The sequence below is a fragment of the Lentzea sp. NPDC004782 genome, from assembly GCF_040609115.1.
Classification (GTDB): domain Bacteria; phylum Actinomycetota; class Actinomycetes; order Mycobacteriales; family Pseudonocardiaceae; genus Lentzea.
In genome coordinates this window covers 34466-56579 of sequence record NZ_JBEXJN010000041.1, presented here as the reverse complement: position 1 = coordinate 56579, position 22114 = coordinate 34466, and the positions used below count along the sequence as shown (strand labels likewise).

At 70.1% G+C, this 22114-nt stretch carries 16 protein-coding genes; 9 read left to right on the top strand and 7 right to left on the bottom strand.

Annotated elements, in window-relative coordinates:
• The first annotated feature begins 10 nt into the window (after positions 1–10).
• Complete coding sequence (locus ABZV40_RS31760; protein WP_355449752.1) at positions 11–1453, top strand: metallophosphoesterase family protein; 1443 nt, start codon at positions 11–13, stop codon at positions 1451–1453.
• A 55-nt stretch (positions 1454–1508) separates the two neighbouring features.
• Here ABZV40_RS31760 and ABZV40_RS31755 read toward each other — a convergent pair whose 3' ends face one another.
• Entirely contained in the window at positions 1509–2264 is a 756-nt protein-coding gene (locus ABZV40_RS31755; RefSeq protein ID WP_355449749.1) for an SDR family oxidoreductase, read from the bottom strand.
• Between the two features lie 95 nt (positions 2265–2359).
• Between ABZV40_RS31755 and ABZV40_RS31750 the strand changes: the two genes are divergently transcribed.
• A complete protein-coding gene (locus tag ABZV40_RS31750) occupies positions 2360–2980 on the top strand; it encodes a TetR/AcrR family transcriptional regulator (protein WP_355449746.1) in 621 nt (206 codons plus the stop codon).
• Here the strand turns inward: ABZV40_RS31750 and ABZV40_RS31745 are convergent.
• The 3 genes from ABZV40_RS31745 to ABZV40_RS31735 all read right to left on the bottom strand — a co-directional run bounded on the left by ABZV40_RS31745 (position 2943) and on the right by ABZV40_RS31735 (position 5230).
• Complete coding sequence (locus tag ABZV40_RS31745; RefSeq protein WP_355449743.1) at positions 2943–3908, bottom strand: RNA polymerase subunit sigma-70; 966 nt, start codon at positions 3906–3908, stop codon at positions 2943–2945. The two genes, ABZV40_RS31750 and ABZV40_RS31745, sit on opposite strands and share 38 nt — an antisense overlap.
• Before the next feature lie 24 nt (positions 3909–3932).
• The gene (locus tag ABZV40_RS31740) at positions 3933–4697 is read right to left on the bottom strand and encodes an isocitrate lyase/phosphoenolpyruvate mutase family protein (protein ID WP_355449741.1); all 765 of its coding nucleotides are present in this window, start codon (positions 4695–4697) and stop codon (positions 3933–3935) included.
• A 62-nt stretch (positions 4698–4759) separates the two neighbouring features.
• On the bottom strand, positions 4760–5230 hold the full coding sequence (locus ABZV40_RS31735) for a GNAT family N-acetyltransferase (RefSeq protein ID WP_355449738.1): 471 nt from the start codon (positions 5228–5230) through the stop codon (positions 4760–4762).
• A 27-nt stretch (positions 5231–5257) separates the two neighbouring features.
• Here ABZV40_RS31735 and ABZV40_RS31730 point away from each other — a divergent pair, with 27 nt between their 5' ends.
• The 4 genes from ABZV40_RS31730 (at position 5258) to ABZV40_RS31715 (ending at position 11791) form a co-directional block, all read left to right on the top strand.
• On the top strand, positions 5258–6199 hold the full coding sequence (locus ABZV40_RS31730; RefSeq protein ID WP_355449736.1) for a nucleoside hydrolase: 942 nt from the start codon (positions 5258–5260) through the stop codon (positions 6197–6199).
• A gap of 46 nt (positions 6200–6245) precedes the next feature.
• Positions 6246–7145, top strand: coding sequence for an LCP family protein (locus tag ABZV40_RS31725; protein WP_355449733.1), 900 nt, complete (start codon positions 6246–6248; stop codon positions 7143–7145).
• A 257-nt stretch (positions 7146–7402) separates the two neighbouring features.
• Positions 7403–11233: a hypothetical protein gene (locus ABZV40_RS31720; RefSeq protein WP_355449730.1), complete on the top strand. Its 3831-nt coding sequence runs from the start codon at positions 7403–7405 to the stop codon at positions 11231–11233.
• 60 nt (positions 11234–11293) lie between these two features.
• Positions 11294–11791 (top strand): DUF2165 domain-containing protein, encoded by a 498-nt coding sequence (locus ABZV40_RS31715; protein WP_355449727.1) that lies wholly within the window; start codon positions 11294–11296, stop codon positions 11789–11791.
• On the opposite strand, the gene ABZV40_RS31710 is transcribed toward ABZV40_RS31715, so the two are convergent.
• The 3 genes from ABZV40_RS31710 to ABZV40_RS31700 all read right to left on the bottom strand — a co-directional run bounded on the left by ABZV40_RS31710 (position 11766) and on the right by ABZV40_RS31700 (position 17585).
• On the bottom strand, positions 11766–13775 hold the full coding sequence (locus ABZV40_RS31710; RefSeq protein ID WP_355449724.1) for a diguanylate cyclase: 2010 nt from the start codon (positions 13773–13775) through the stop codon (positions 11766–11768). The genes ABZV40_RS31715 and ABZV40_RS31710 overlap by 26 nt on opposite strands.
• A gap of 274 nt (positions 13776–14049) precedes the next feature.
• Positions 14050–16365 carry a LuxR C-terminal-related transcriptional regulator gene (locus ABZV40_RS31705; RefSeq protein WP_355449721.1) on the bottom strand — a complete coding sequence of 772 codons (2316 nt, stop codon included), beginning with the start codon at positions 16363–16365 and terminating at the stop codon, positions 14050–14052.
• Positions 16366–16367: 2 nt separating this feature from the next.
• Positions 16368–17585: an Hsp70 family protein gene (locus tag ABZV40_RS31700; protein ID WP_355449718.1), complete on the bottom strand. Its 1218-nt coding sequence runs from the start codon at positions 17583–17585 to the stop codon at positions 16368–16370.
• Positions 17586–17803: 218 nt separating this feature from the next.
• Here ABZV40_RS31700 and ABZV40_RS31695 point away from each other — a divergent pair, with 218 nt between their 5' ends.
• From ABZV40_RS31695 to ABZV40_RS31685, 3 genes are all read left to right on the top strand, one after another.
• Positions 17804–18709: an IniB N-terminal domain-containing protein gene (locus tag ABZV40_RS31695; RefSeq protein ID WP_355449715.1), complete on the top strand. Its 906-nt coding sequence runs from the start codon at positions 17804–17806 to the stop codon at positions 18707–18709.
• A gap of 187 nt (positions 18710–18896) precedes the next feature.
• The gene (locus ABZV40_RS31690) at positions 18897–20717 is read left to right on the top strand and encodes a dynamin family protein (RefSeq protein WP_355449712.1); all 1821 of its coding nucleotides are present in this window, start codon (positions 18897–18899) and stop codon (positions 20715–20717) included.
• Positions 20714–22108, top strand: coding sequence for a hypothetical protein (locus ABZV40_RS31685; RefSeq protein WP_355449709.1), 1395 nt, complete (start codon positions 20714–20716; stop codon positions 22106–22108). The genes ABZV40_RS31690 and ABZV40_RS31685 overlap by 4 nt, the downstream gene beginning before the upstream one ends.
• The last annotated feature ends 6 nt before the right edge of the window (positions 22109–22114 follow it).

Here is a 22114-nt window from a genome sequence, read left to right as displayed (position 1 = left end):
AGGCCCTGCCATGGCTGAAACTTCACGACGGTCGCTGTTCAAGGCAGGCGCGCTTCTCACCGCCGCGGCGCCGGACGGGCGGAAGGCGCGGCCGGTCGGGCGGCACATCGCGTTCGGTGCCGATCCGGCCACGCAGGTGGTGATCTCCTGGCAGCAGCTGGAGAAGGTCAGCAGGCCGTACGTGCGGATCGCCTCCAGGGCGGGCGAGTTCGGGGCGCGGATCGCCGCGGAGGTGCGCACGCTCAAGACCGAAATCGGCTGGCAGGAAGGGGATCACAGCTTCCCGCCGCACGGGCCGGATCCGATGTACCAGTACTACCTGCACGTCAAGCTCGACGGGCTGAAGCCGGGCACGACGTACTTCTACGTTGTGGGACACGAGAACTGCGAACCCGGCGAGATCGCCCGGTTCCGCACCGCGCCGAGCACGAGCACGCCGTTCACGTTCACCGCGTTCGGGGACCAGGGGTACGGCTACAACGCGCGCAAGCTCACCAGCCTCGCCGCGGACCAGGGGCCCGCGTTCCACCTCGCGCTCGGCAACCTGAGCTACGCCATCCACAACGGCACGCCCAACGTCGAGGGCGGGCATCCCACCACGGACAAGTACGACGCCGCCAGGTGGAACTCGTTGTTCGCGCAGAACGAGTTCCTCGCGAAGAACGTGCCGTGGATGATCACCCTCGGCAACCGCGAGATGGAGAAGTGGTACTCCCCCAACGGCTACGGCGGCGTCAAGGCGCGGTTCACCATGCCGGACAACGCGTGGAACGGCTCGACCGGTGTCTACGCGTGGCGGTACCAGAACGTCGGCCTGGTCAGCCTGGACGGCAACGACATCTGCTACCGCAACACCGCGAACTTCGACCACACCGGGGGAAAGCAGCTCACCTGGCTGAACGGGCAGCTCGCGAGGTTCCGCAAGGACCCGTCGATCGACTTCATCGTCGTCTACCTGCACCACGCCACGTACTCGACGTCCGACGGCGGCGGGGCGGAGAGCGCCGCGCAGCAGAAGTGGGCGCCCGTGTTCGACAAGTACCAGGTCGACCTGGTGCTCAACGCGCACAACCGCGTCTACGAGCGCACCGACCCGATCAGGGCGGGCAGAGGCACGCCCAGAAAGCCGGGAAGCACGGTCAACCCGGCCAGGGACGGCACCACCTACATCACCGCGGGGGCCGGAGGCCAGGCGCTCGACAGGTTCTGCAAGGACGCACCGGAGTCCTATTTGGACCACGAGAACCCGGCCGACGCCACCATGCGGTGCTACAAGAAGAACAGCGCGAGCTCCACGGAAACCGAGGTCACCTGGTCACGGGTGCGCTACCGCGGCTATGGCATCACGGCCGTCGACGTCACCCCGAGGACCAACGGCACCCCGGCCAGGATGAAGGTCCGCGCGCTCGACGAGGACGGGGTGCTGATCGACGAGATCACCATCCAGCGCTAGACACGGCAGCCGCTGACCTGCAATGACAGGTCAGCGGCTGCTGTACGACGCCAAGTCAGTGGTGCAGGGGCGCCCTCGGCCCCAGGTAGAGGCCGCCGTTGACCTCCAGCACCTGCCCGGTGACCCACCTGCTGTCCGGCGTCGTGAAGAACGCGACCGCGTCGGCGATGTCGGCCGCGTCACCGACCCGGCCGAGCGCGACGATCTTCGTGACGCCCTCCGCGGCGCCTGGCACGTCGTCGAGCCAGGTGTTCATGTCGCTGCGGGTGATGCCCGGTGAGACGGTGTTCACCGTGATCCCCCTGTCCCCCAGGGTGTTCGCCAGCGAGCGACCCAGCGCGTTCAGCGCGCCCTTCGTCATGGCGTAGACCGCCTCCGGGATCGCGAACCAGGTGACGCCCGACGAGATGTTGATGATCCGGCTGCCGTCACGCAGCAGTGGCAGTGCTTTTTGGATGATGAAGAACGGCGCGCGTACGTTCACTTGGAAGACGCGGTCGAACTCGTCCGGCGTCGCGTCGATACCGGGGCCGAACACCGCGGCGTTGTTCACGAGCACGTCCAACGGCCGACCGGCGAGGCCCTCGGTCAGGCCGTCGATCAGCTGGTCGACGCCGTCCGGCCGGGACAGGTCGGCCTCCACCGGGAACGCCTGGCCGCCGGCCGCCTCGATGGCGGCGACGGTTTCCAGTGCCGCCGACTTGTTGCTGCCGTAGTGCACGGCCACGTGCGCACCGTCCGCGGCCAGGCGTTCGGCGATTGCCCGGCCGATGCCGCGGGAGGAGCCGGTCACCAGTGCTGTCTTGTCCATGTCGGTCCCCACAGTCGAGTTTGTAAGGGAACGTTCCCTTACAAAGCGGGTACGCTAGCGTGCGGCACGGGTCACGAGCAAGAGGAGAAACCGAGATGCGCCGGACGGCGGCCGAGACCAGGGAGCTCGTCCTCGACGTCGCCAGCCGCCTGTTCTACTGGCACGGCATCCGCGCCACCGGCGTGGACAAGATCGCGGCGGAGGCCGGGGTCTCCCCCAACGTGCTCTACCGCGCGTTCGCCACCAAGGACGACCTCGTCGCGGCTTACGTTGCGCGGTCGAGAGAACAGGCCGAAGCACGCTTCGACGCCGCCGTCGCGAAGGCCGGTTCCGACGCACGTGCGGGCATCCTCGCCATGTTCGACGCGCTCGCCGAGGACATCAGGCCCGAGGTGTTCCGGGGATGCGTCTGCATGATGACGCTCGCCGAGTTCCCCGACGAGGAGCTGCCCGCTCATCGGAGCGCGGTCGGCGCCAAGAGGTGGGTGCGCGAACGGTTCGGCGAACTGGCCGCGCGACTGGGGGTCGCGGAGCCCGAGGTGCTCGCCGACCAGTTGTCGATCATCTGGGAAGGCACGAACAGCACCGCGCAGGCGATGGGCGCGGACGGACCACCAGCCAGCACGCGGGCGCTGGTGACGGCGATCCTCGATCACCACGAAGGTCCACGCGAGGCGGTCACGCCACCAGCCGGGCTGGCAGGCCGGCGGCGATGACCGCGGCGGGGTCGTCGAACTTGACCGCCCGCGAGAAGCGGTCGCCGTCGACCTCCAGCACGAGCAGACCGTCGGCCAGCAGGTCGCCGGACGCGCAACGCCGGTAGCTCGCCGCGGCCGGCTGGCCGTTGCAGCGGGTCGGCACCAGCCGGACGAGCCCCGCGGCGTCGGAAGCACGGCGCTCCAGGAACGGCAGGCACACCCTCACTCCCTGGAACCAGACGGGGTGCGGCACGGCTTCGAGCCGGAAGTCGTCGTGGATGACGGCACGGATGGCGGCGGCGTCCGCGGCCTCGAACGCCGCGATGTAGCGCTCCAGCAGCGCACGCTCCAGCTCCACCGGCGCCGGAGCCGGCACGTGCAGGTCCTCCTCGTCGAGCCGTTTGCGGGCCCGCTGCAGGAGGCTCTTCACCGCCGGAACGCTGACGCCGAGCGTCTCCGCGATCTCCGCGGCCGACCAGGAGAGCACCTCCCGCAGCAACAACGCCGCGCGTTGCCGCACCGGCAGGTGCTGCAGCGCCGCGATCAACGCGAGGCGCACCGACTCGCGCCGCACGACCACCTCACCCGGATCGCCGAGCAGGGCGTCGGGGAGCGGTTCGAGCCACGGGACGGACGCGTCGCTGAAGACGTGGGCGTCCGGATCGCTCGACGGAGCACCCAGCCCGGCGGGCAGCACGCGCCGGCTGCGGTGGTTCAGCGCGGTGATGCAGGTGTTGGTCGCGATCCGGTAGAGCCAGGTCTTCAACGACGAGCGTGCCTCGAAGCTCGAGAGCGCACGCGTGGCGCGCAGGTACGTCTCCTGGACGACGTCCTCGGCGTCGGAGTGCGAGCCGGTCATCCGGTAGCAGTGCGCGACCAGGCCGGGGCGCAGCCGGTCGAACTCGGCCGGCCAGCTGCTGATCGGCGAGATCGCCTCTGCGGACACGGCACACTCCTCTGTCGAACCGGGCTACGGGTTGGACTCCGCGCGGAGCGAAGAGGAATCGGCCGACAACCGCGCGAGCGCATCACCGAAGCCCCCCTGCCGGTAGAAGCGGGGGCCGTACGACACCCGTGCCACCCCCAGCGCCGCCAGCGCGGCCAGGTCTAGCGAGTCGGTGGTGTTGCCGTTGACCGGCCCGGGCACCTCGCCGACGAGTCGCCGCAGGGCATCGCCGGCACCGATCGGGTAGACGCAGTCCGCGCCCGCCCGGAGGTAGCGACGGCCGCGCCGGACCGCCTCGGCCAGCGGATCCCGGATCCCGCTCGACGGCAGGAAGACGTCAATCCGCGCGTTGACGACGATCGGCACCCCGATTTCGTCCGCGGCCGCCCGCACCTGTGCGAGCCGGTCCGCCTGCGCCTCGGCGTCCACGAGACCTCCGGCGCGGTGATCGGTGTCCTCGATGTTGCAGCCGACGACACCGGCGTCCACCAGCGCCTCCACCAACTGGTGCGGCTCCAGGCCGTAACCCGCCTCCGCGTCCACGGTCACCGGAACGGGCACAGCGGCCGCGATCCGGGCGGCGGCCGCGAACATCTCCCGCCACGGCGCCTTCTCCCCGTCGTCGAAGCCGAGCACGTCCGCCACGGCGGCGCTCGAGGTCGCGATCACCGGAAACCCTGCCTCGGCGACCTGCACCGCGCTGGCCTCGTCCCACGCGTTCGGCAGCACGAGCATCGGCCTTCGGTGGAGCGCTCGCAGCAGATCGGCCTGCGTCTTCAGATCGGACATCGAACTACCCCTTCCGACGTTCACGAAGACGTAGACCTCGCCAGGAGGCAGGAGGAATCGGTCTAGCGGCGGCGGTACCGGAGCTCGTTCAGGACGGCGCCGCCCACTGTCTGCGTCTTCGCGACGCCGTCCGCGGTGAAGCCGAGGCGCTCGTAGAAGCGGCGGGCCCGCTTGTTGTCCTCCAGCACCCACACGATCACGTCCGGTTCGTCACCGAGGGCGGCGCGCGCCAACGGCTCGGCCAGGCCGCGCCCCCACGCGGACGGCAGGGAGTAGATCGCGCACAGCTCGAAGGATGCGTCGTCGTCACGGGACGGTCCGGCGGAGGCGAAACCGACCACGTCATCGCCGTCCAGCGCCACCCAGACGCCACCATCCGGGATGACGCGTTCCCACATCGCCGTGCGGTCGTCCACGGAGAGGTTGTCGAGCACCTCGTCCGGGATCAGGCCGCGGTAGGCGCTCTGCCAGGACCGGACGTGCACCGACGCCACCGCGGCGGCGTCGGAGAGGACTGCGGGACGGATCGTCATGTCATCCCCAATGGCATGATCAGGTGTATGCGGATCATCGTCGACGCGGACCCCGGCATCGATGACGCCCTTGCTTTGTACTACCTCCGCGCGCACCCGGACACCGAAATAGCCGCCATCGGCACGGTGCACGGCAACGTGCCGGTCGAGGTCGCCACGGCCAACGCCCTCAGGCTCACCGAACGGCTGAACCTCCAGGTGCCCGTGGCCATGGGTGCGGCGAGACCGCTCGCGCAGCCGCTCATGACCGCGGAGGACGTGCACGGCCACGACGGGCTCGGCGGGCACGCCGGAGACGCTCCCACGACCACCCACGTGCAGCAGAGCGCGGCCGAGCAGCTGGCGAACCTGGCGCGCGAGGAACCCGGACAGCTCAGCCTGCTGGCCATCGGCCCGCTCACCAACGTGGCGCTGGCGCTGCAGATCGAGCCACGTCTGCCGGAGCTGCTCGACAAGGTCGTGGTCATGGGCGGCGCGCTCAACGTGCCCGGCAACATCACGAGCTACGCCGAGGCCAACTTCTGGCACGACCCCGAGGCCGCGGACCTCGTCCTGCAGGCGGGCTTCGAGGACCTCACGATCGTCGGCCTGGACGTCACGATGGCGAACCACGTACCGGGCGAGTGGCTGGAAACGCTCCCGCAGGACAACTACGCGCGGCGGTTCCTGCGGTTCTACGCGGACTTCTACGAGAGCTTCCTGGGCAAGGCCGGGTTCGTCCCGCACGACCCGCTCGCGGCGGCGATCATGCTGCAGCCGGACCTCGCCGGCTACGCCGAGGACCGGTTCGCGATCGAGCTCACCGGCCGTTACACCCGCGGCGCACTGGTCGCCGACCAGCGGTTCCTCGCGGAGGGCAGCCCGTTCGGCCGGGACATCGCGACCGAGCGCACCAAGGCCAAGTACGCCGTCACGGCCGACAAGGACCTCTTCCTCGACCAGCTGAGGCGCGCTGTGACACAACCATGACGAACCACCGACGCGATCCGGACAAACGACCGGGACCGTCGGAGGTATGAACGTCCACTTGAAACGGTGGCTCGCGGTCTCGGGGGCCGCCGTGGCCGTCGCGGCGGGCGTCGTGGTCGGGGGTTCCTACTGGCGGCTGGAGAGCAATCTCACGACCGTCGACCTCGCCAAGGAGATCACCCACCCCAGACCTCCGTCGACGCCCGGCCGCCCGCTGAACATCCTGCTGATCGGCAAGGACGACGGGCGGTCCGACACCGCCATGGTCGTGCAGCTCAACGCCGCGGGCGACCAGGCACGCGTCGTCAGCATCCCGCGCGACACGATGGTGCCCAGGCCGCAGTGCGGGAACAACCCGCCGGCTGCCATCGCCATGTTCAACAGTGCCTTCGCCACGGGCGGTGCGGCGTGCACGGTGGCCACGGTCGAGCAGATGAGCGGCATCCGGATCGACCATTTCATCCAGATCGACTTCAACGGTTTCCGCGACGTCATCGACCGGCTCGGCGGCATCGACCTCACCGTGCCCGAGCCGATCGACGACGAGAAGAGCGGGCTGCACGTGCCGGCCGGGCCGGTCGAACTCGACGGAACGCAGGCGCTCGCATTCGTCCGCACGCGCTACAGCATCGGTGACGGCAGCGACCTGAACCGCATCAAGAACCAGCAGCTGTTCATGCGCGCGTTGAGCGAGAAACTGGCCAACGAGAACTGGCTGGCGAGCCCGCAGAAAACGTTCCAGCTCGCCGACATCCTGACGAAGTCGATCGTGACGGACGAGGAAATCGGGTCGATCGCGAAATTGTCCGACCTCGCGGGAAAACTCACCGCGTTGAAACCGGAGAGCATCACCTACGTGACGCTGCCGACGGAGACGTACCTGCCCGACCCGAACCGCGTTCAGCCCAAGCAACCGGAGGCGGACGCGCTGTGGAAGGCCGCCTGACCTAGCAGGCCGCGCCCTGCCATTCGCTCGGCGACGGCGACGGCCACGGCTGAGGAGACCCCCAAAACTCCTCAGCCGTGGAAGCTTCACCCCAGTTGGCCACTACCACTGTGACGGTCTCCCGGTCTCGTGAAGGACGTGGAGTCGAGGTTGTCAGACCACCTCGTTAGGGTGGGCTGTGGACGGCCTGTCCGGTGCGTGCGTCGCAGCTCAGACGGGCGGTCGGAGTTTTCCGGTCCGGACGAGGTGGAGGCCGCTTGGGACCCCGTGGCGTCTTCGCGGAGCGCTTCGCGCTGCTCTACGCGGAGGCAGGTGACCCACCGCTGAAGCGAGTCACGGAGTCGGTCGCCCGTGCCCGCCGGACGGACGAACAGGGCAGACCGGTTCGCGTACCGGCTCAGCGCGTCAGCGACTGGCGGCGCGGGCGCAACGTGCCCGCCCGGTTCAGCGGGCTGAGCGCGGTCCTGGAGATCCTCGTCGGCGAGGCGCGCAAGCGGAAGCCCCAACCGGTGATCGACGGTCTGTACGACCTCGACGCGTGGCGCACCCTCTGGGAGGAGGCGCTCGCCAGTCCGGTCACCGACGCGATCGCCGACCGGGAAACACCTCCTCAGGAAGACAGCGCGGTCTGCCCGTACATGGGTCTGAGCGCATTCGGGCCGCAGGACGCGAATTGGTTCTTCGGACGGGAAAGGGCGACGAACGCCCTTCTCTCCCGAATCGACGAGAACGGCATCACGATGCTCGTCGGCGCGTCCGGCGCCGGCAAGTCGAGTTTGATGAAGGCGGGTGTTCTGCCGCGCATCGGCAAAGACGCCGTCATCATTTCTCCCGGCACGGACCCGTTGAAGGAACTGGCGCTGCAGGTGCCGGACCTGATTCCCGTGCTGGAGGCCGCCGCCGACTCGGAGGCGCTCGTCGAGTTCGCGCACGAGGTGCAGGTCGCGGTGGGCGACCGGGTGGTGATCGTCGACCAGTTCGAGGAGGCGTTCACGCTCGGCGGCGACGAGAACCGGCTGCGGATCTTCGTGCAGGCCCTGCACGCGGCGGCGGAGAAGACCCCGGTCCTGCTGGGCGTGCGGGCCGACTTCTACGCCCGCTGCCTCGACTTCCCCGAGCTCGCCGAGGCGCTGCAGAACCGGCAGATGGTGCTCGGCGCGATGACCGCGGCCGAGCTGCGCGACGCCGTGACGAACCCGGCCAAGGCGGCGGGCCTGCAGCTCGAAGCGGGCCTGGTCGAGCTGATGCTGCGCGACCTGGGCGCCCACAACCGCCGAGGCAAGGACGCCTACGACGCGGGCGCGCTCCCGCTGCTCAGCCACGCCCTGCTGGTCACCTGGCAGCGCAGGCAGGCCGGTCGGCTGACCATCGCGGGCTACCGCGCGGCCGGCGGCATCCAGGGCGCCGTCGCCGCCACGGCCGAACGCGCCTGGTCCGATCTCGACGAACCGGGCAAGGCCGCCGCACGGCAGCTGCTCCTGCGCCTGGTCCGGGTCGGTGACGACACCCAGGACACCCGCCGCCGGTCCAGCCGCCGCAACCTGCTGGAGGCCAGCGAGAACCTCCCCGCCACCGAACGCGCGCTCGAAGTCCTCACCCGCGCCCGCCTGGTCACCGTCGACGCCGGCAGCGTGGAGATCACGCACGAGGCGTTGCTGCAGGCCTGGCCGCGGCTGCGCAGCTGGATCGACGAGGACCGCGCGGGCAACCTCGCCCGGCAGAAGCTGGAGGAGGACGCCACGACGTGGGCGGCGACCGAACGCGACTCGTCGTTGCTCTACCGCGGCGCACGGCTGGAAGGCGCACGGCAGCAGCAGAACGTCACGGCGATCGCCAAGGAGTTCGTGCGCGCGTCGGAGCGCCAGCACCGCAAGAGCGTCTGGCTGCGCCGCAGCGCCGTCGCACTGGTGTCGGTGTTCGCGCTGATCGCGGCGGGTGCGGCGGTGATCGCCGTGCAGCAGCGCAACGACGCCCAGTACCGCCAGGTCGTCGCGGAGGCCGACCGGCTCACCACGTCCGACCCGTCGCTGTCGGCCCAGTTCCTGGCGGTCGCGCACCGCATGCGCCCGGACGACGAGGCGGTGAACGCCAAGCTGCTCGCCAGCCAGCAGCTCCCGCTGGCCACCCCGCTCTCCGGCCACACCGGCGCGGTCTACCTGACGACGTTCAGCCCGGACGGCACCCTGCTGGCCACGGCGAGCTACGACCGCACCGCGCGGCTCTGGGACGTCAGGGACCGCAGCCACCCCAGGCAGATCGCGGTCATCACGGGCCACCGCGACTGGCTCAGCTCCGCGGTCTTCTCCCCCGACGGCAAGGTCCTCGCGACCACGGGACAGGACGCGACGATCCGGTTCTGGGACGTGACCGACCCGAGCTCACCCAAGGCGATCAAGACGCTGGAGACCGGCAACGGCCCCACCTACCTGCTGGAGTTCAGCCCGGACGGCACGCTGCTCGCGGCGGCGAACGAGGACAGGTCGGCCCGGCTCTGGGACGTCCGCGACCCGGCGAACCCCAAACCCGCCGGCGAACCGCTGCGCGAGCACACCGCCGCGGTCCGTTCGCTCGCGTTCAGCCCGGACGGCAGGACGCTGGCCACCACCGGCGACGACCAGACGATCCGGCTGTGGGACGTCGCCACCAGGACGAGAGTCGGCAAGCCGATGACCGGCCACACCGCCGGCATCCACACCGTGGCGTTCAGCCCGGACGGCAAGCTGCTCGCGAGCGGCGCCGACGACAAGATCGTGCGGCTGTGGGACCCCGCCACGCAGAACCCGGTGGGGCAACCGCTCGGCGGGCACACCGGACCGGTGTGGTCGGTGAAGTTCAGCCCGGACGGTCTCGTGCTCGCCTCCGGTGCCGCCGACGCCACCGTGCGGCTGTGGAACCTCAGCAACCCGGCCGCGCCGAGCCTGCTCGGCCGCCCGCTCTCGGCACGCGGCGCCAACCTCTTCGCGATCGGCTTCAGCCCGGACGGGGGCGCGCTCGCGACCGGTTCGCTGGAGAACGCCGTGCAGCTGTGGTCACTGCCGCGCTCGATGCTGCTCGGCCACAGCCTGCACGTGCCGACGCCCGCGTTCAGCGCGGACGGCAAGCTGATCGCGACCGGCTCGAGCGACAAGACCGTGCGGCTGTGGGACGTGTCGGACCGGGGTCACCCGAAGCAGGCCGGGCCGCCGCTGCTCGGGCACGAGCGCACCGTCAGCACCCCGGCGTTCCGGCCGGACGGCAAGGTGCTCGCCACGGCCGCCGGTGACAGAACCGTGCGGTTGTGGGACATCGCCGATCCAGCGCACGCGAAACCGCTGGGCGAACCGCTCGTGCTGCCGAACCGGTTCGCGGCGGTGGTGGTGTTCCGCCAGGACGGCCAGGTGCTGCTGACCAACGACGACGACGAGTCGGTGCGGTTCTGGGACGTGCGCGACCCCGCCCGGCCGGTGCCGATCGGCGAGCCGCTGACCGGCCACGACGGCTACGTCAACGACGCGGAGTTCAGCCCGGACGGCCGCACGCTCGCCACCGCGAGCAGTGACCGGACGGTCCGCCTGTGGGACGTGAGCGACCTGGCCAGGCCGAGGCTGCTCGGCAAGCCGATCGACGACCCGCAGATCGTGAACCGGGCGACGTTCACCCCGGACGGCAAGACGCTGATCGTCGCCGGCCAGAACAGGGTGATCCGGTTCTTCGACGTGCGCGACCTGGAGCACCCGGTGCAGATCAGCGAGCTGCACGGGCACACCGGCACGATCAGCACGCTCTCGGTCAGCGCGGACGGACGGATGCTCGCGACCAGCAGCGCGGACCGGACGTTCCGGCTGTGGGACATCACCGACCCGGCCAAGCCGGCCGACCTCGGCCAGCAGATCACCGGCGACTGGGCGGCCGAACCGTTCGTCCAGTTCGCACCGCAGGGCCGGATGCTCGCCACCGGCAACGCGGACGGGGTCGTGCGGCTGTGGGACCTCGACGTCGGGCGCCAGGTCGACCGGATCTGCGACGCCACGCGGAACGTGCTCACGCGTGAGCTGTGGGCGGAACGCGTGCCGCAGCTGACGTTCCAGGACCCGTGCGCGCAGCGCTGATCACTCCCAAGTGGAGAGAAGCGGCTCACCGGCTGCACCCCATCGGTTACTGTCCGCGCCATGCGTCTTCTTGCTCGGGTCGGCAGCTTGCGCGCGGTTGTCGCGGTGACCGTGGGGTTCATCGCGCTCAACATGCTTCTCGTGGTGCTCGGGAACGTCACGGACTACGGCACCAACGAAGCCTTCGTGAAACACGTCCTCGCCATGGACACCACGTTCGGCAAGGAACTGAAGTGGCGGGCGATCACCAGCCCCGCCGTCGTCACGATCGTCTACGTCGCGATCATCGTGTGGGAGGCCGTCTCCGCGGTCCTGCTGACCGCGGGCACCATCGCCTACCTCCGCGACCGGGAGGACAGCGCGCGCAAGTTCGCGTCCGCCGGTCTGCTGATGATCGTGGCGCTGTTCCTCGGCGGCTTCATCACCGTCGGCGGTGAGTGGTTCGCGATGTGGCAGTCGAAGGACTGGAACGGCATCACCGCCGCCCTGCGCATGGTCACCATCGCGGGCTTCGCGCTGATCCTCGTGCACCTCAACCCGCGTCGGGCCACTCCGTAGTCGGCTCGACGCAGAACACCGGCCCGACCCCGGCGTCGGCGCCGAGCTCGTTCCACCAGTCCAGCTGCTCAGCGTCCTCGATCGTGTCGACCACCACGAGCCCACCGGCCTCGTGCACGAACACGACGAGGTCGCTGAGCACGTGCGACACCAGCTCATCGGGCTTCTGCGCGCGCCCCTTCACCCGCACGGCCGTGACGCCGAGCTCGCGCACCAGCTCGATCTCCGCCGTGGACCCGGTGAAGTCCCGCGCCCCGATGTGAACCCCCATGTCCGACAGCAGGTCCAGGTTGTCGGCAGCCTCGCTGTCCTCCGACGCGAGCACGTGCACCGGAAAGCCAAGCAACAGCCGCGCGGCCGGCAGCCCGGTGTCCGCCAGCACCCGCCGCACGTCCCGCACCAGGTCCGGACTGTTGGCCATGCCCGCGGTCAGGCACACCGCGAGGATCTCGTCGTGCCCGCAGGCCGTCTCGGCGGCCCGCCGCAACATCCACTCGCCGAGCGGCAACATCAACCCGGTGTGCTCGGCCATCGACACGCACTTCTCGTGCGGGATCAGCCCGACGTCCCGGTGCCGCCAGTTCAGCTCGGCCTCGACGCAGATCCGGCCGGACCCGTCGAGCTTCATCACGGGGTTGAACACGACGTCGATCTCGCCGCTCTCCCACGCCCCCGGCATGACCGCGGCGAGCGCGAACTCCTCCTGCTCCCGCTTGTCCTGCGTGGCGTCGTGCAGCCCCCACTGCCGCCGCCCGCTGCGCTTGGCCCGCCGAAGCGTCATGTCCGACGCCCTGAGCACCTCGGCCGGGTGCTCCCCGGGAGTCAATCGGGGCAACACGCCGATGGTCGCCGACACCGCCACCCCGTGATCACCGAAGTAGACCGGTTCGGCCAGTTCGTGCTCGATCATCCGAATCGTCGTGTCGACGTCCGGCGTCTCGGGCCCGTTCTCCACGAGCACCGCGAACTCGTCGCCCTCGAGCCGAGCGACCATGGCCTTCTCACTGGCGAAGACCGCGGACAGCCGCTCGGCCACGAGCTTCAGCACCTTGTCGCCGATCTCGCGCCCGAGCCCGTCCGTGATCACCGCGAACGCGTCCAGATCGAGGTGGTACAGCGTCACCCCGTGCTCGATGTCGCTGTGCAGCAACGACTCCAGCCGCGTCGTCAGGTACTGCCGGTTCGGCAGCCCGGTCAGCGCGTCGTGCAACGACTGGTACTGCAGCCGCCCGCCGAGCAACGTCAGCTGGCTGTCGTCGTCGATCATCACGACGAAGTGCTTCGGGTTGTCCTCCGCGTCCTTCTGCACCGTGGCCGCGAGCAGCACCCGGAAGTGCTCACCGTCCCGGTCGATCAACCGGGGCCGCTCCTCGACCCGCCGCATCCGCCCGTACTTCAGTCCCGCCAGCGCGTCGTTGACGAGCGGCAGGTCGGCGGGAGCGATGAGGTCCGTGAGCGTCATCCCGGCAACGTCATCCCGCCGGAGGATGTTGCACAGCGCCGCGTTGGCCCGCTCCAGCTCCCCGTCCAGACTCACCATGGCGATCCCGGTGGACGAGTGCGCGAAGATGTCCTCGAACCGCTCCTCGCTGGCCTGCAGATCCAACTGCACCGCACGGTTCGCCCTGAGCAGCGCCTGACTGACGCTCTCCTGCTGCTCCAGCACGAACGCCTGGATGGCACCGGTGTACGCCGCCGACACGGCCCCGATGACCAGCGCCGCCGTGTGCGCGTCGGCCCCCTCCTGCGCCACGAAGGCCGCCAGAACCTCAACCGACTTCCGCAGACTCTCGGCACCAACGCAGTGGATCTCCACCAGCCTGGTGCCCACCTGACCAGCCGCAGCCGGATCCTGGGCCAACGCCTCAGCCACCAGGTTCAACAGCTCACGCAGCTCTTCGGTCAGCTTCGCCGCCGACAGCGGTATGTACGCAGTGCGACTGACCTTGATCGCCCAGTCGCGCGCCAGTTCGTCACGCCCCATCGGGCGTGACGGTCTCGCGTCGTCCTGGCTCGGCAATCGATCCACCTAAGACCTGCTCGGCGAGCAACGGTGCGGAAGCCTACCGCCAGCAAACCACACCGTCCCAATGCGCGGGGCTCTTCGCCCCAACGGGCGTACAGGGATCTCGCAGCGTCACAACCTTTACTCGCTCAATCGGAGCAATTTTCCCACGAGAAGGCGCACTCGAGGTGCCCACGATCGGGGCACAGGCGCCAACCGGTCTCGACGGTGCGGCAGGCGGCTCGTTCTCGCCCTATCCCCCGACGATGTGCCGCAACTGAGCCAGCAGATCCGACCGGGACGTACTCCCCAACCGCTGCCGCATCCGGGCCATGTGGTGCTCAACGGTCTTGGCCGAGATGAACAACCGATCGCCGACCTGCTTGTACGTCATCCCTTCCAGAACCAGCCGAGCCACCTCCCTCTCCCGATCACTCAGCTTCCCGGCGTCCTCGACCGCCCCGGCGGGCTCGCTCTCCCCAGCACGCCGCGAAGAAACCGCCCGCCCCTGCAACAACCGGGCGCAGTCGAGCAACCGGACCATCGCCTGCCGGTCAGCCGTCCGAATCGCGGCCTGCCCGGCCAGCCGAGCCGCGTCCCACCACAACCCGACGGCGTGCAGGCTGCGGGCAGCCATCTCGACCCGGTCCGGATCGACCTTCCCCGCCACCACGTCGAGCCAGCACTCGGCGGCAACGGAGACGATCCCGCAGTACCGCGAGTGCTCCCGGCTCGACGCCAGCGCCGCAGCATGCTCCTCGGCCGCGGCGGTGTTCTCGTCGATGATCGCCGCGTGCAGCAGGCTCCAGTGCAGCTGGGTGGTCCACAACGGCGGATTTCCCAGCGACTTCAACAGCCCCAGCGCCTGCCTCAGGTGCGGCGCCAACCGGTCCTGGTCCCGCAGCCGAGCCGCGGCCGCGGCGAACTCTCCCAACGGCAGCAACGAAAACAGGTCGACCGGATGCCGGAGCACGGCCTCGCAAGCCTGCTCCCACGTGCGCCGCAGGGTGGCGAGGTCGCTGTTGCGCCGGGCCACCCCGACTTCCAGGGCGACCGCGAAGATCCAGTCGCGTGGCTCGAAGGCCCCGCGCACCGACATCAACCCTTCGCGGGCGACGGCGAGGTTGCCCCGCAACATGTGCAGCCAGGACTGCAGCAACCGGTGCCGCACCGACATCAGCACACCACCGGTCGCGGACTCGACCGCGCGGTCCAGCACCGACTCGGCGACGTTGGGTTCGCCGCAGTGCACGGCCACCAGAGCGGCCAAGGCGGCCGGGCTGTCCGGCAGCAGCACCGCTCCGCCGGCGGGTTCGAGCATCGACGAGGCACGCACCAAAGTGGACAGAGCGGCGGTTTCGGCGCCGTAGACCGACTGCCGGACTCCCTGCAGCATCAGGGAAGCGGCCCCGCCGAGCATCGTCGGCGGCTGCGGCGGTGCCTCGTCGAACCGGTGCCCGGTGCCGATCAGCCCGATCCCGGCGAAGGCGGCGGCGTACGGCGTGGCGGCCCAGCGGAACAGTTCGGTACTCCTGGCCAGCTGGCCCCGGTGCGCCAGGGCGACCGCCGCGACCTCGGCGGCCGTCCGCCGGTGCGACGAGTCGGGAGCGCTGATCACCTGGTCGGCCAGGCGCAACGCGGCGTCCAGGTCTCCGGACATCGCGGCGGCCGTGGCCCAGGAAGCAGCGGTCTCGGCAGAGGGTGCCCCACCACCGGTGGAAGCCGCGAACAACCGGGCGGCCAGCGCGGGATCGGAGGCGAGCGCCTCACGGGCAGCAGCCGCGAAGATCGGTCCGCCGATGCCGGTGTCCAGCAACGGCCGCACCAGCTCCAGAACCGGTCCGCCGCGTTCCAGCTGCAGTTGGGCCAGCTTCTGCCGCACCGCGATCCGACGCTCGGCACGCGTCAGTGCCCCGACCGCCCGGTGCGCCAACGGCAGCAAGGTGCCGTCCTCGGCGAGCATCCCGGTGGCCCGCGCGGCCTCGATGATGTCGCTGACCTCGTCGAAGTCCTTGTCCAGCAAGGCCGACAGCAGGTCCAGCCGCTGAGCCGCGCCGGCCTCGGCGGCCAGCAGGAACTTCTGCAGGTCCGCGTCCAGCCAGTCGAGCTCCGAGCGGAACGCGGACAGCACCTCGGCCGAGACCTCGGACACCGCCCCGAGCCGTTCCACGAACGCCGGTACGCCACCGGTCTGCGCGAAGACGAAGTCCACCACGGGTTTGGGTGCGTGCAGGAACTCGCGGACCTGCTCACGCGAGAACGGCGCCAGCGGCACGACCACCGCGCCACGGGTCAGCTCGGCCAGTGCCGAACGCCGCGGCCACGGCCGGTAGGCCAGCACCAGCAACGGTTCCGCGGCCAGCGCGCGCAGGGAGGCGTCGTCCAGCAGGTGCGCGTCGTCGACCACGCGCACCGCGGAGTTGGTGATCTCCTCCAGCACGGCTGTCTTGCCGTGACCACCGGGCGCCGCGACGACAACGCGCAGGCGGGTGCCCTCGGCGGCGTCGTTGATCCGGTCGAGAACACCTCGCACGGAAGTGTCCAGCACCAACCTGGCTCGCGTGGGCACGCTCAACGGCCATCCTCATCGAGTTTGTCGGACTTGTCGGATCGGGAGCCGGACCGGCGGCCGACGGGGTTCAGCGCGTTCGCCACGCGCTTCACCCGGCGCGGCGGCAGCTCCAGCGGGGACACGTCCACCGGCGGACGCGGCGGCGGCGCGGTGAACTCGTCGTCGTCCGGACTGGTGATCTCGCCGACCGGGAACCGCAGCGACGCCTCGCGGGTGTGGACCAGCACGGACGTGTCGAACGGCTCCGGCTCGGCTTCGGGACCGAGGACGACCAGTCGCGCGGCCACGGCGGCGCCCTTCGCGACCGAGAGCTCCGGTGCGGCCTCGGCCAGCACGCGGCAGTCGACCGCGGACGACAGCGCGTCGCCGATCATCGGCATCCGGCAGCCACCGCCGACGAGCAGCACCGCATCGGGCCGAACAGCGCCCAGCGCGCGCATGAAGGTGCTCACCAGGTGATCGACGGAAGGCCGGATCTCCTCGGCGAACTCGTCGCGGGTGATCTCGACGCCGCTGATTACGACCGACGGTCCGAACGTCCGCTTGGCCGCCTCGCACTCGGCGACCGACACGACACCGTCCTTGCCGAGCCGGCTGCGGACCAGTGCGGCCAGCAGGTCGTCGAAGTCGGCGCCGGTGTGGTGGTCGACGCCCTCGACGTGGTTGACCAGCTCGAACGTGCGGCCCTGCGTGCGCCGCACCACCGAGGCGGAGAACGCGTGGCTGCCGAGCGAGAACACGGCCAACGACGAGTCCGGCACCACGCGCGAGCGCACGGCGTGGTTCTCCGCGGCCGCGAGCGGTTCCGGCACGAGCGTCACGTCGTGCACCCCGACCGCACGCAGCGCGCCGTAGAGCTGCCCGCGCCGATAGGGGCCCCACCCGGCCGGGTGACTGACGGCCACGTGACGAGGCTGTTCACCCTCCCGGGCGACCACCTCACCGATGACCCACATGATCAGCAACGCGGTGAGCTCCTCGGCCGGACAGGTCTCCGGACCCAGCGAGAACGGCACCGCGTCACCGACTCTGCGGGCGAAACCGGTGGCCGTCCAGCCGACGGCGCCGAGCTCGCCCACCGAGAACGTCCCGGCGTCCGTGAGCTGCAGAAACGACGGCACGACCAGGGCGACCTCGGCCTCCCTGGCACCGTCGAGGCGGCACACGGCAGCAGTCGTGCGGGTGGTCCCGACATCGACTCCGAGTACGTACGCCAAGTCTCTTCCCTCACCTGTTCGCAGGAGCGACCAGTACCTACACGGGTGAACGAGAGGCACTCAAGCAGTGCCCCTAATCCCCTAGGGGGTCAACGAGCGTCACCCGTTCAGGGAACGGGGATCTACTGGGAGTGATCCCCGATGTTGGGGAGGGACCCGCTCTCATAGTTTTTCGGCACACACCGATTGATACGTGCTTCAACAGGAGAGTCCCTCAGATGATCGAGTCGACCAGCACGCTCCACGACTTCGTGCTCAACCTCCTCAGCGACCCGGCCCTCAAGGCCGCGTTCGCCCACGACGCCCAGGGCACGCTGGAGCAGGCCGGCCTGGCCGACATCACCGCCGTGGACGTGCAGGAGGTCATCCCGCTGGTCCTCGACCTGGTTCCCGCCGTCGACGGTCTGCCCACCGTCGAGGGTCTCGACCTGGCGCTCCCGACGGACTCGCTGCTCGCCCAGGGCCCGCTCGGCGCCATCAGCCAGCTGCAGGCGGTCACGTCTCAGCTGACCTCGTCGGGCGTGAACCTCAGCGACCTGCACACCTCGACCGCCAGCGTGCTCGCGGTCGACGAGCACGGCCTCAACCTGGCCGCGGCCAACAAGACCCTCGGCGCGCTCACCTCGTCCAGCGTGGGCCTCGGCGGCGACTTCTCCGCCGTCAACGACGTGACCTCCGTCCTCGACCACACGGCGTCCCCGGTCACCGGTGCCGCCCTCGACGTGGCCGACACCGCGACCTCCACGGTCGACGGCACGCTGGCGACCGCCGGCCACGCCGTTCCCGGTGCCGACGGCCTCCTCGGCCACCTCGGCGGCGTGACCGGCCTGGCCCACGACTCGCTGGGCGTGCTCGGTGGCGCGGACGCCGGCCTCGGCTCCCTCAACGTCTCCGGCCTGAACCACATCACCGACGGCCACGTCGGCGTGCAGTCCATCGACACCGTCAACCAGGTCACGCACACCGCGACCGGCACCGTCGACACCGTCACCGGCGTGACCCACACCGCGACCGGCCTGGTCGACCACACCGCCGGCGTCGGCAACGTGGTCAACACCGTCACCGACGTCGCGCACCACGCGCCGGTGGTCGGCGACCTCGACCTGCACGGCCTGCTCGGCTGAGCCACCCTCCCCATCGCGGACCGGCCCTGTCTCACGTGGACAGGGCCGGTTCGGCGTCTACCAGGCAAAACCGGCATCGCGGTCCACGCGGTGAGCAACGTCACCGCCGCCGCGAACAGCCCCGTCTTCCCCGAACGGAACCGGTCTTGCGTTCGAGACTTTCACCCAAGGGGGTGAACACGGCACTATGAGTCAGGTGATGGCACCGCCCTGGCTCGACGTGCTCGACGACACGATCGACGCCTGCGTCACGCACCGGAGGCCCGACCTCGAGGCCCGGCTGCGCGAAAAGCGGGCTCAGCAGCTCGACCCCAAGTTGCGCGTTCTCGTCGTAGGCGAGTCCAAGCAGGGCAAGAGCCAGCTGGTCAACGCTCTGCTCAACGCCCCCGTCTGCGCGGTGGGCGACGACATCACGACCACCGTGCCCACGTTCGTGCAGCACGCCGAGACCCCGTCGGCCGCGCTGGTCCGCAACGCCTCCGCGCGCGGGTCGATCTTCCACACGCCGACCGAGCGCATCGCGGTCCCGATCGAGCAGGTGACCAAGCAGGTCTCCACCGCCCACTCGCAGCACGTCGTGCGCGCCGAGATCGGCATCCCGCGCGCGTTGCTCGACAACGGGCTGGTCCTGATCGACACCCCCGGAGTGGGTGACACCCGATCAGCGCACACCGCCAGCACGTTCGCGACGCTGATGCAGGCCGACGCCGTACTGCTGGTCTCCGACGCCACCGGTGAGCTCACCGCCGCGGAGATGGCGCTGCTCAAGAAGGTCATGGAGGCCTGCCCGAACGTCACCGTGGTCGTCACCAAGATCGACCTGGTGCCGGCCTGGCGCAGCGTCGTGGAGCGCAACAAGGCCCTGCTCGCCCGCGCCGGCATTCCGGCCAAGCTCATCCCGGTGTCGTCGGCGCTGCGGCTGCGGGCGGCGAAGACCGGCGACCAGCGGCTCAACACCGAGTCCGGTTTCCCCGAGCTGCTGGCCTGCGTGCAACGCGACATCGTGGCGAGCGCCGACCTGCTGGCCCGCCGTGCCGTCGCCGTCGTCGCCTCCAGCGCGATCTCCCAGCTCGTCACGCCGTTGCGGGAAGAGCTGACGGCCCACGACTCGTCGCACACGGCGGCCACGATCTCGACGCTGCAGGAAGCTCAGCGACGCGTCGACGAGCTGCGGCGCCGGTCCGCCCGTTGGCAGAACGTGCTCAACGACGAGATGGCCGACCTGATCTCCGACGTCGAGTACGACCTGCGCGACCGCACCCGCAAGATCCTGCGCGAGGTCGACAAGACCTACGACGAGGCCGATCCCGCGATCGGCTGGGACAAGTTCGAGCAGTGGCTGGAGGACAACCTCAACGAGGCCGCCACCACGAACTTCGCCTGGCTGATGGAACGCGCGGAGTGGGTGGCCGCGAAGGTCGCCAAGAACTTCCCCGTCTACCGCGAGGACCTGATCCCCGGTTCGGTGCTGCCGGACGACCTGCTGGAGCCGGTCGGCAAGCTGGACAAGCCGAAGATCGAGCCGTTCTCCGTGCCGCAGAAGCTCTTCACCGGTCTGCGCGGCTCGTACGGCGGCGTGCTGATGTTCGGCCTGGTCACCTCGCTGGCCGGGCTGCCGCTGATCAACGTGGTCTCGCTCGGCGCCGGTGCCCTGTTCGGCGGAAAGTCCATTTTGGACGAAAGTGACCAGAGGCTGAAGCGCCGCCAGGCCGCCGCGAAGGCCGCCGCGCAACGGCACGTGGACGACTTCTTCATCAAGTTCTCCAAGGACGTCCGCGACGCCGGCCGGCACATCCAGCGCTCGCTGCGCAACCACTTCAGCACCCTCGCCGAGGAGCTGCAGGAGACGTTGCTGGAGTCGGCCCGCAGCGCCAAGCGCGCGGTGCAGGACGACCAGACCGAGCGCGAACGCCGGTTGCGGGAGGGCCGCAAGGAGCTGGACAAGCTGATCACGCTCTACAAGCGGGTGCAGGCACTCGGAGGCCCGGCGATGGAGCTCACCGCGTGACCCTGGACCGCGTCGTCTGGTCGATGCTGCAGGAGGCGCTGGCCGTCTACCGCGACAGCCCGCGCGCCACCGGCTGGTTGCGCTCCCACGTCGAGCGCTACACCGAACCGGTCCGCATCGCCGTCGCCGGGCGTTCCCGCATCGGCAAGTCCACTGTGGTCAGTGCGCTGATCGGCGACGAGTTCGCACCGTTGAGCTCCTTCGTCTGGTACCGCAGCGGCACTGAACCGAGGGCGCACGTGTTCTCCGGTCCCGGCCGCCCGCACGAGGTCGCGGTGAGCAGGCGGGGCGGCAGGCACCACGTCGAGATCGGCCAGTTCGACCGCGCCGACCGCGTCGTCGTCGAGTGGCCCGCACGGACGTTGCGGGACGTCGTGCTGATCGACACTCCGTCCGAGGCCACGCCGGAGCAGGTGCTGGGCGAGGCGGACGCGTTGCTCTACCTGATGCGGCACGTGCAGGACGACGACCTGAAGTTCCTGCAGGCGGCCAACGACCACCCGATCGCCAGGGTCTCCAACGTGCACACGGTCGCGGTGCTCGCCCGCGCCGACGAGATCGGCGCGGGGCGGATCGACGCGTTGTCGTCGGCCAAGCAGATCGCCCGCCGCTACCGCCGTGACGTGGCCGTGCAACCGTTGTGCCAGAACGTGGTCTCGGTCGCCGGGCTGCTGGCCGTGGCCGCGAAGACGTTGCGCGAGGACGAGTTCGCGGCGCTTCGCGTGCTGGCTTCGCTCGGCCGCGAGGAGCTCGAGGACCACCTGCTGTCGGCGGACCGGTTCGTCGGCGAGCAGTTCCCGGTGCCGATGGAACCGGCCGTGCGGCAGGCCTTGCTCGAACGGTTCGGCATCTTCGGCGTCCGGCTGATCACCGCGCTGATCCGCCAGGGCTTCGACACGCAGGTCAAGCTCACCGGCCAGCTCGTGCAGCGCAGCGGCCTGGGCGAGCTGCGCGACTCGATCGCGATCCACTTCACCGAGCGCCGCGAGATCCTCAAGGCGCGGTCGGCGTTGCTGGCGCTGGACGTGCTGTTCCGGATGGAGCCGCGGCAGAACGCCCGCAAGCTGATGGCCGACCTGGAACGGGTCGTCGCCTCCGCGCACGACTTCCGCGAGCTGCGGCTCGTGGCGGCGTTGCAGGCCGGGCGCACGAAACTGCCGGCCGAGCTGCAGGCCGAGGCGTTGCGGCTGGCCGGCGCCGAGGGCACCACCCCGTTGGCGCGCCTGGGTTTCGACTACGAGGCCGATGTGCGCGAGCAGCGGGAGGCGTTGCTCGACGCGCTGGTGCGGTGGCAGGCGCAGGCCGCCGACGTGCACGCACCGAACGACCACCGCCGGGCCGCGCAGGTCGTCGTGCGCACCTGTGAGGGGCTCCTTCCGCAGCTGCGCTGAGGCACC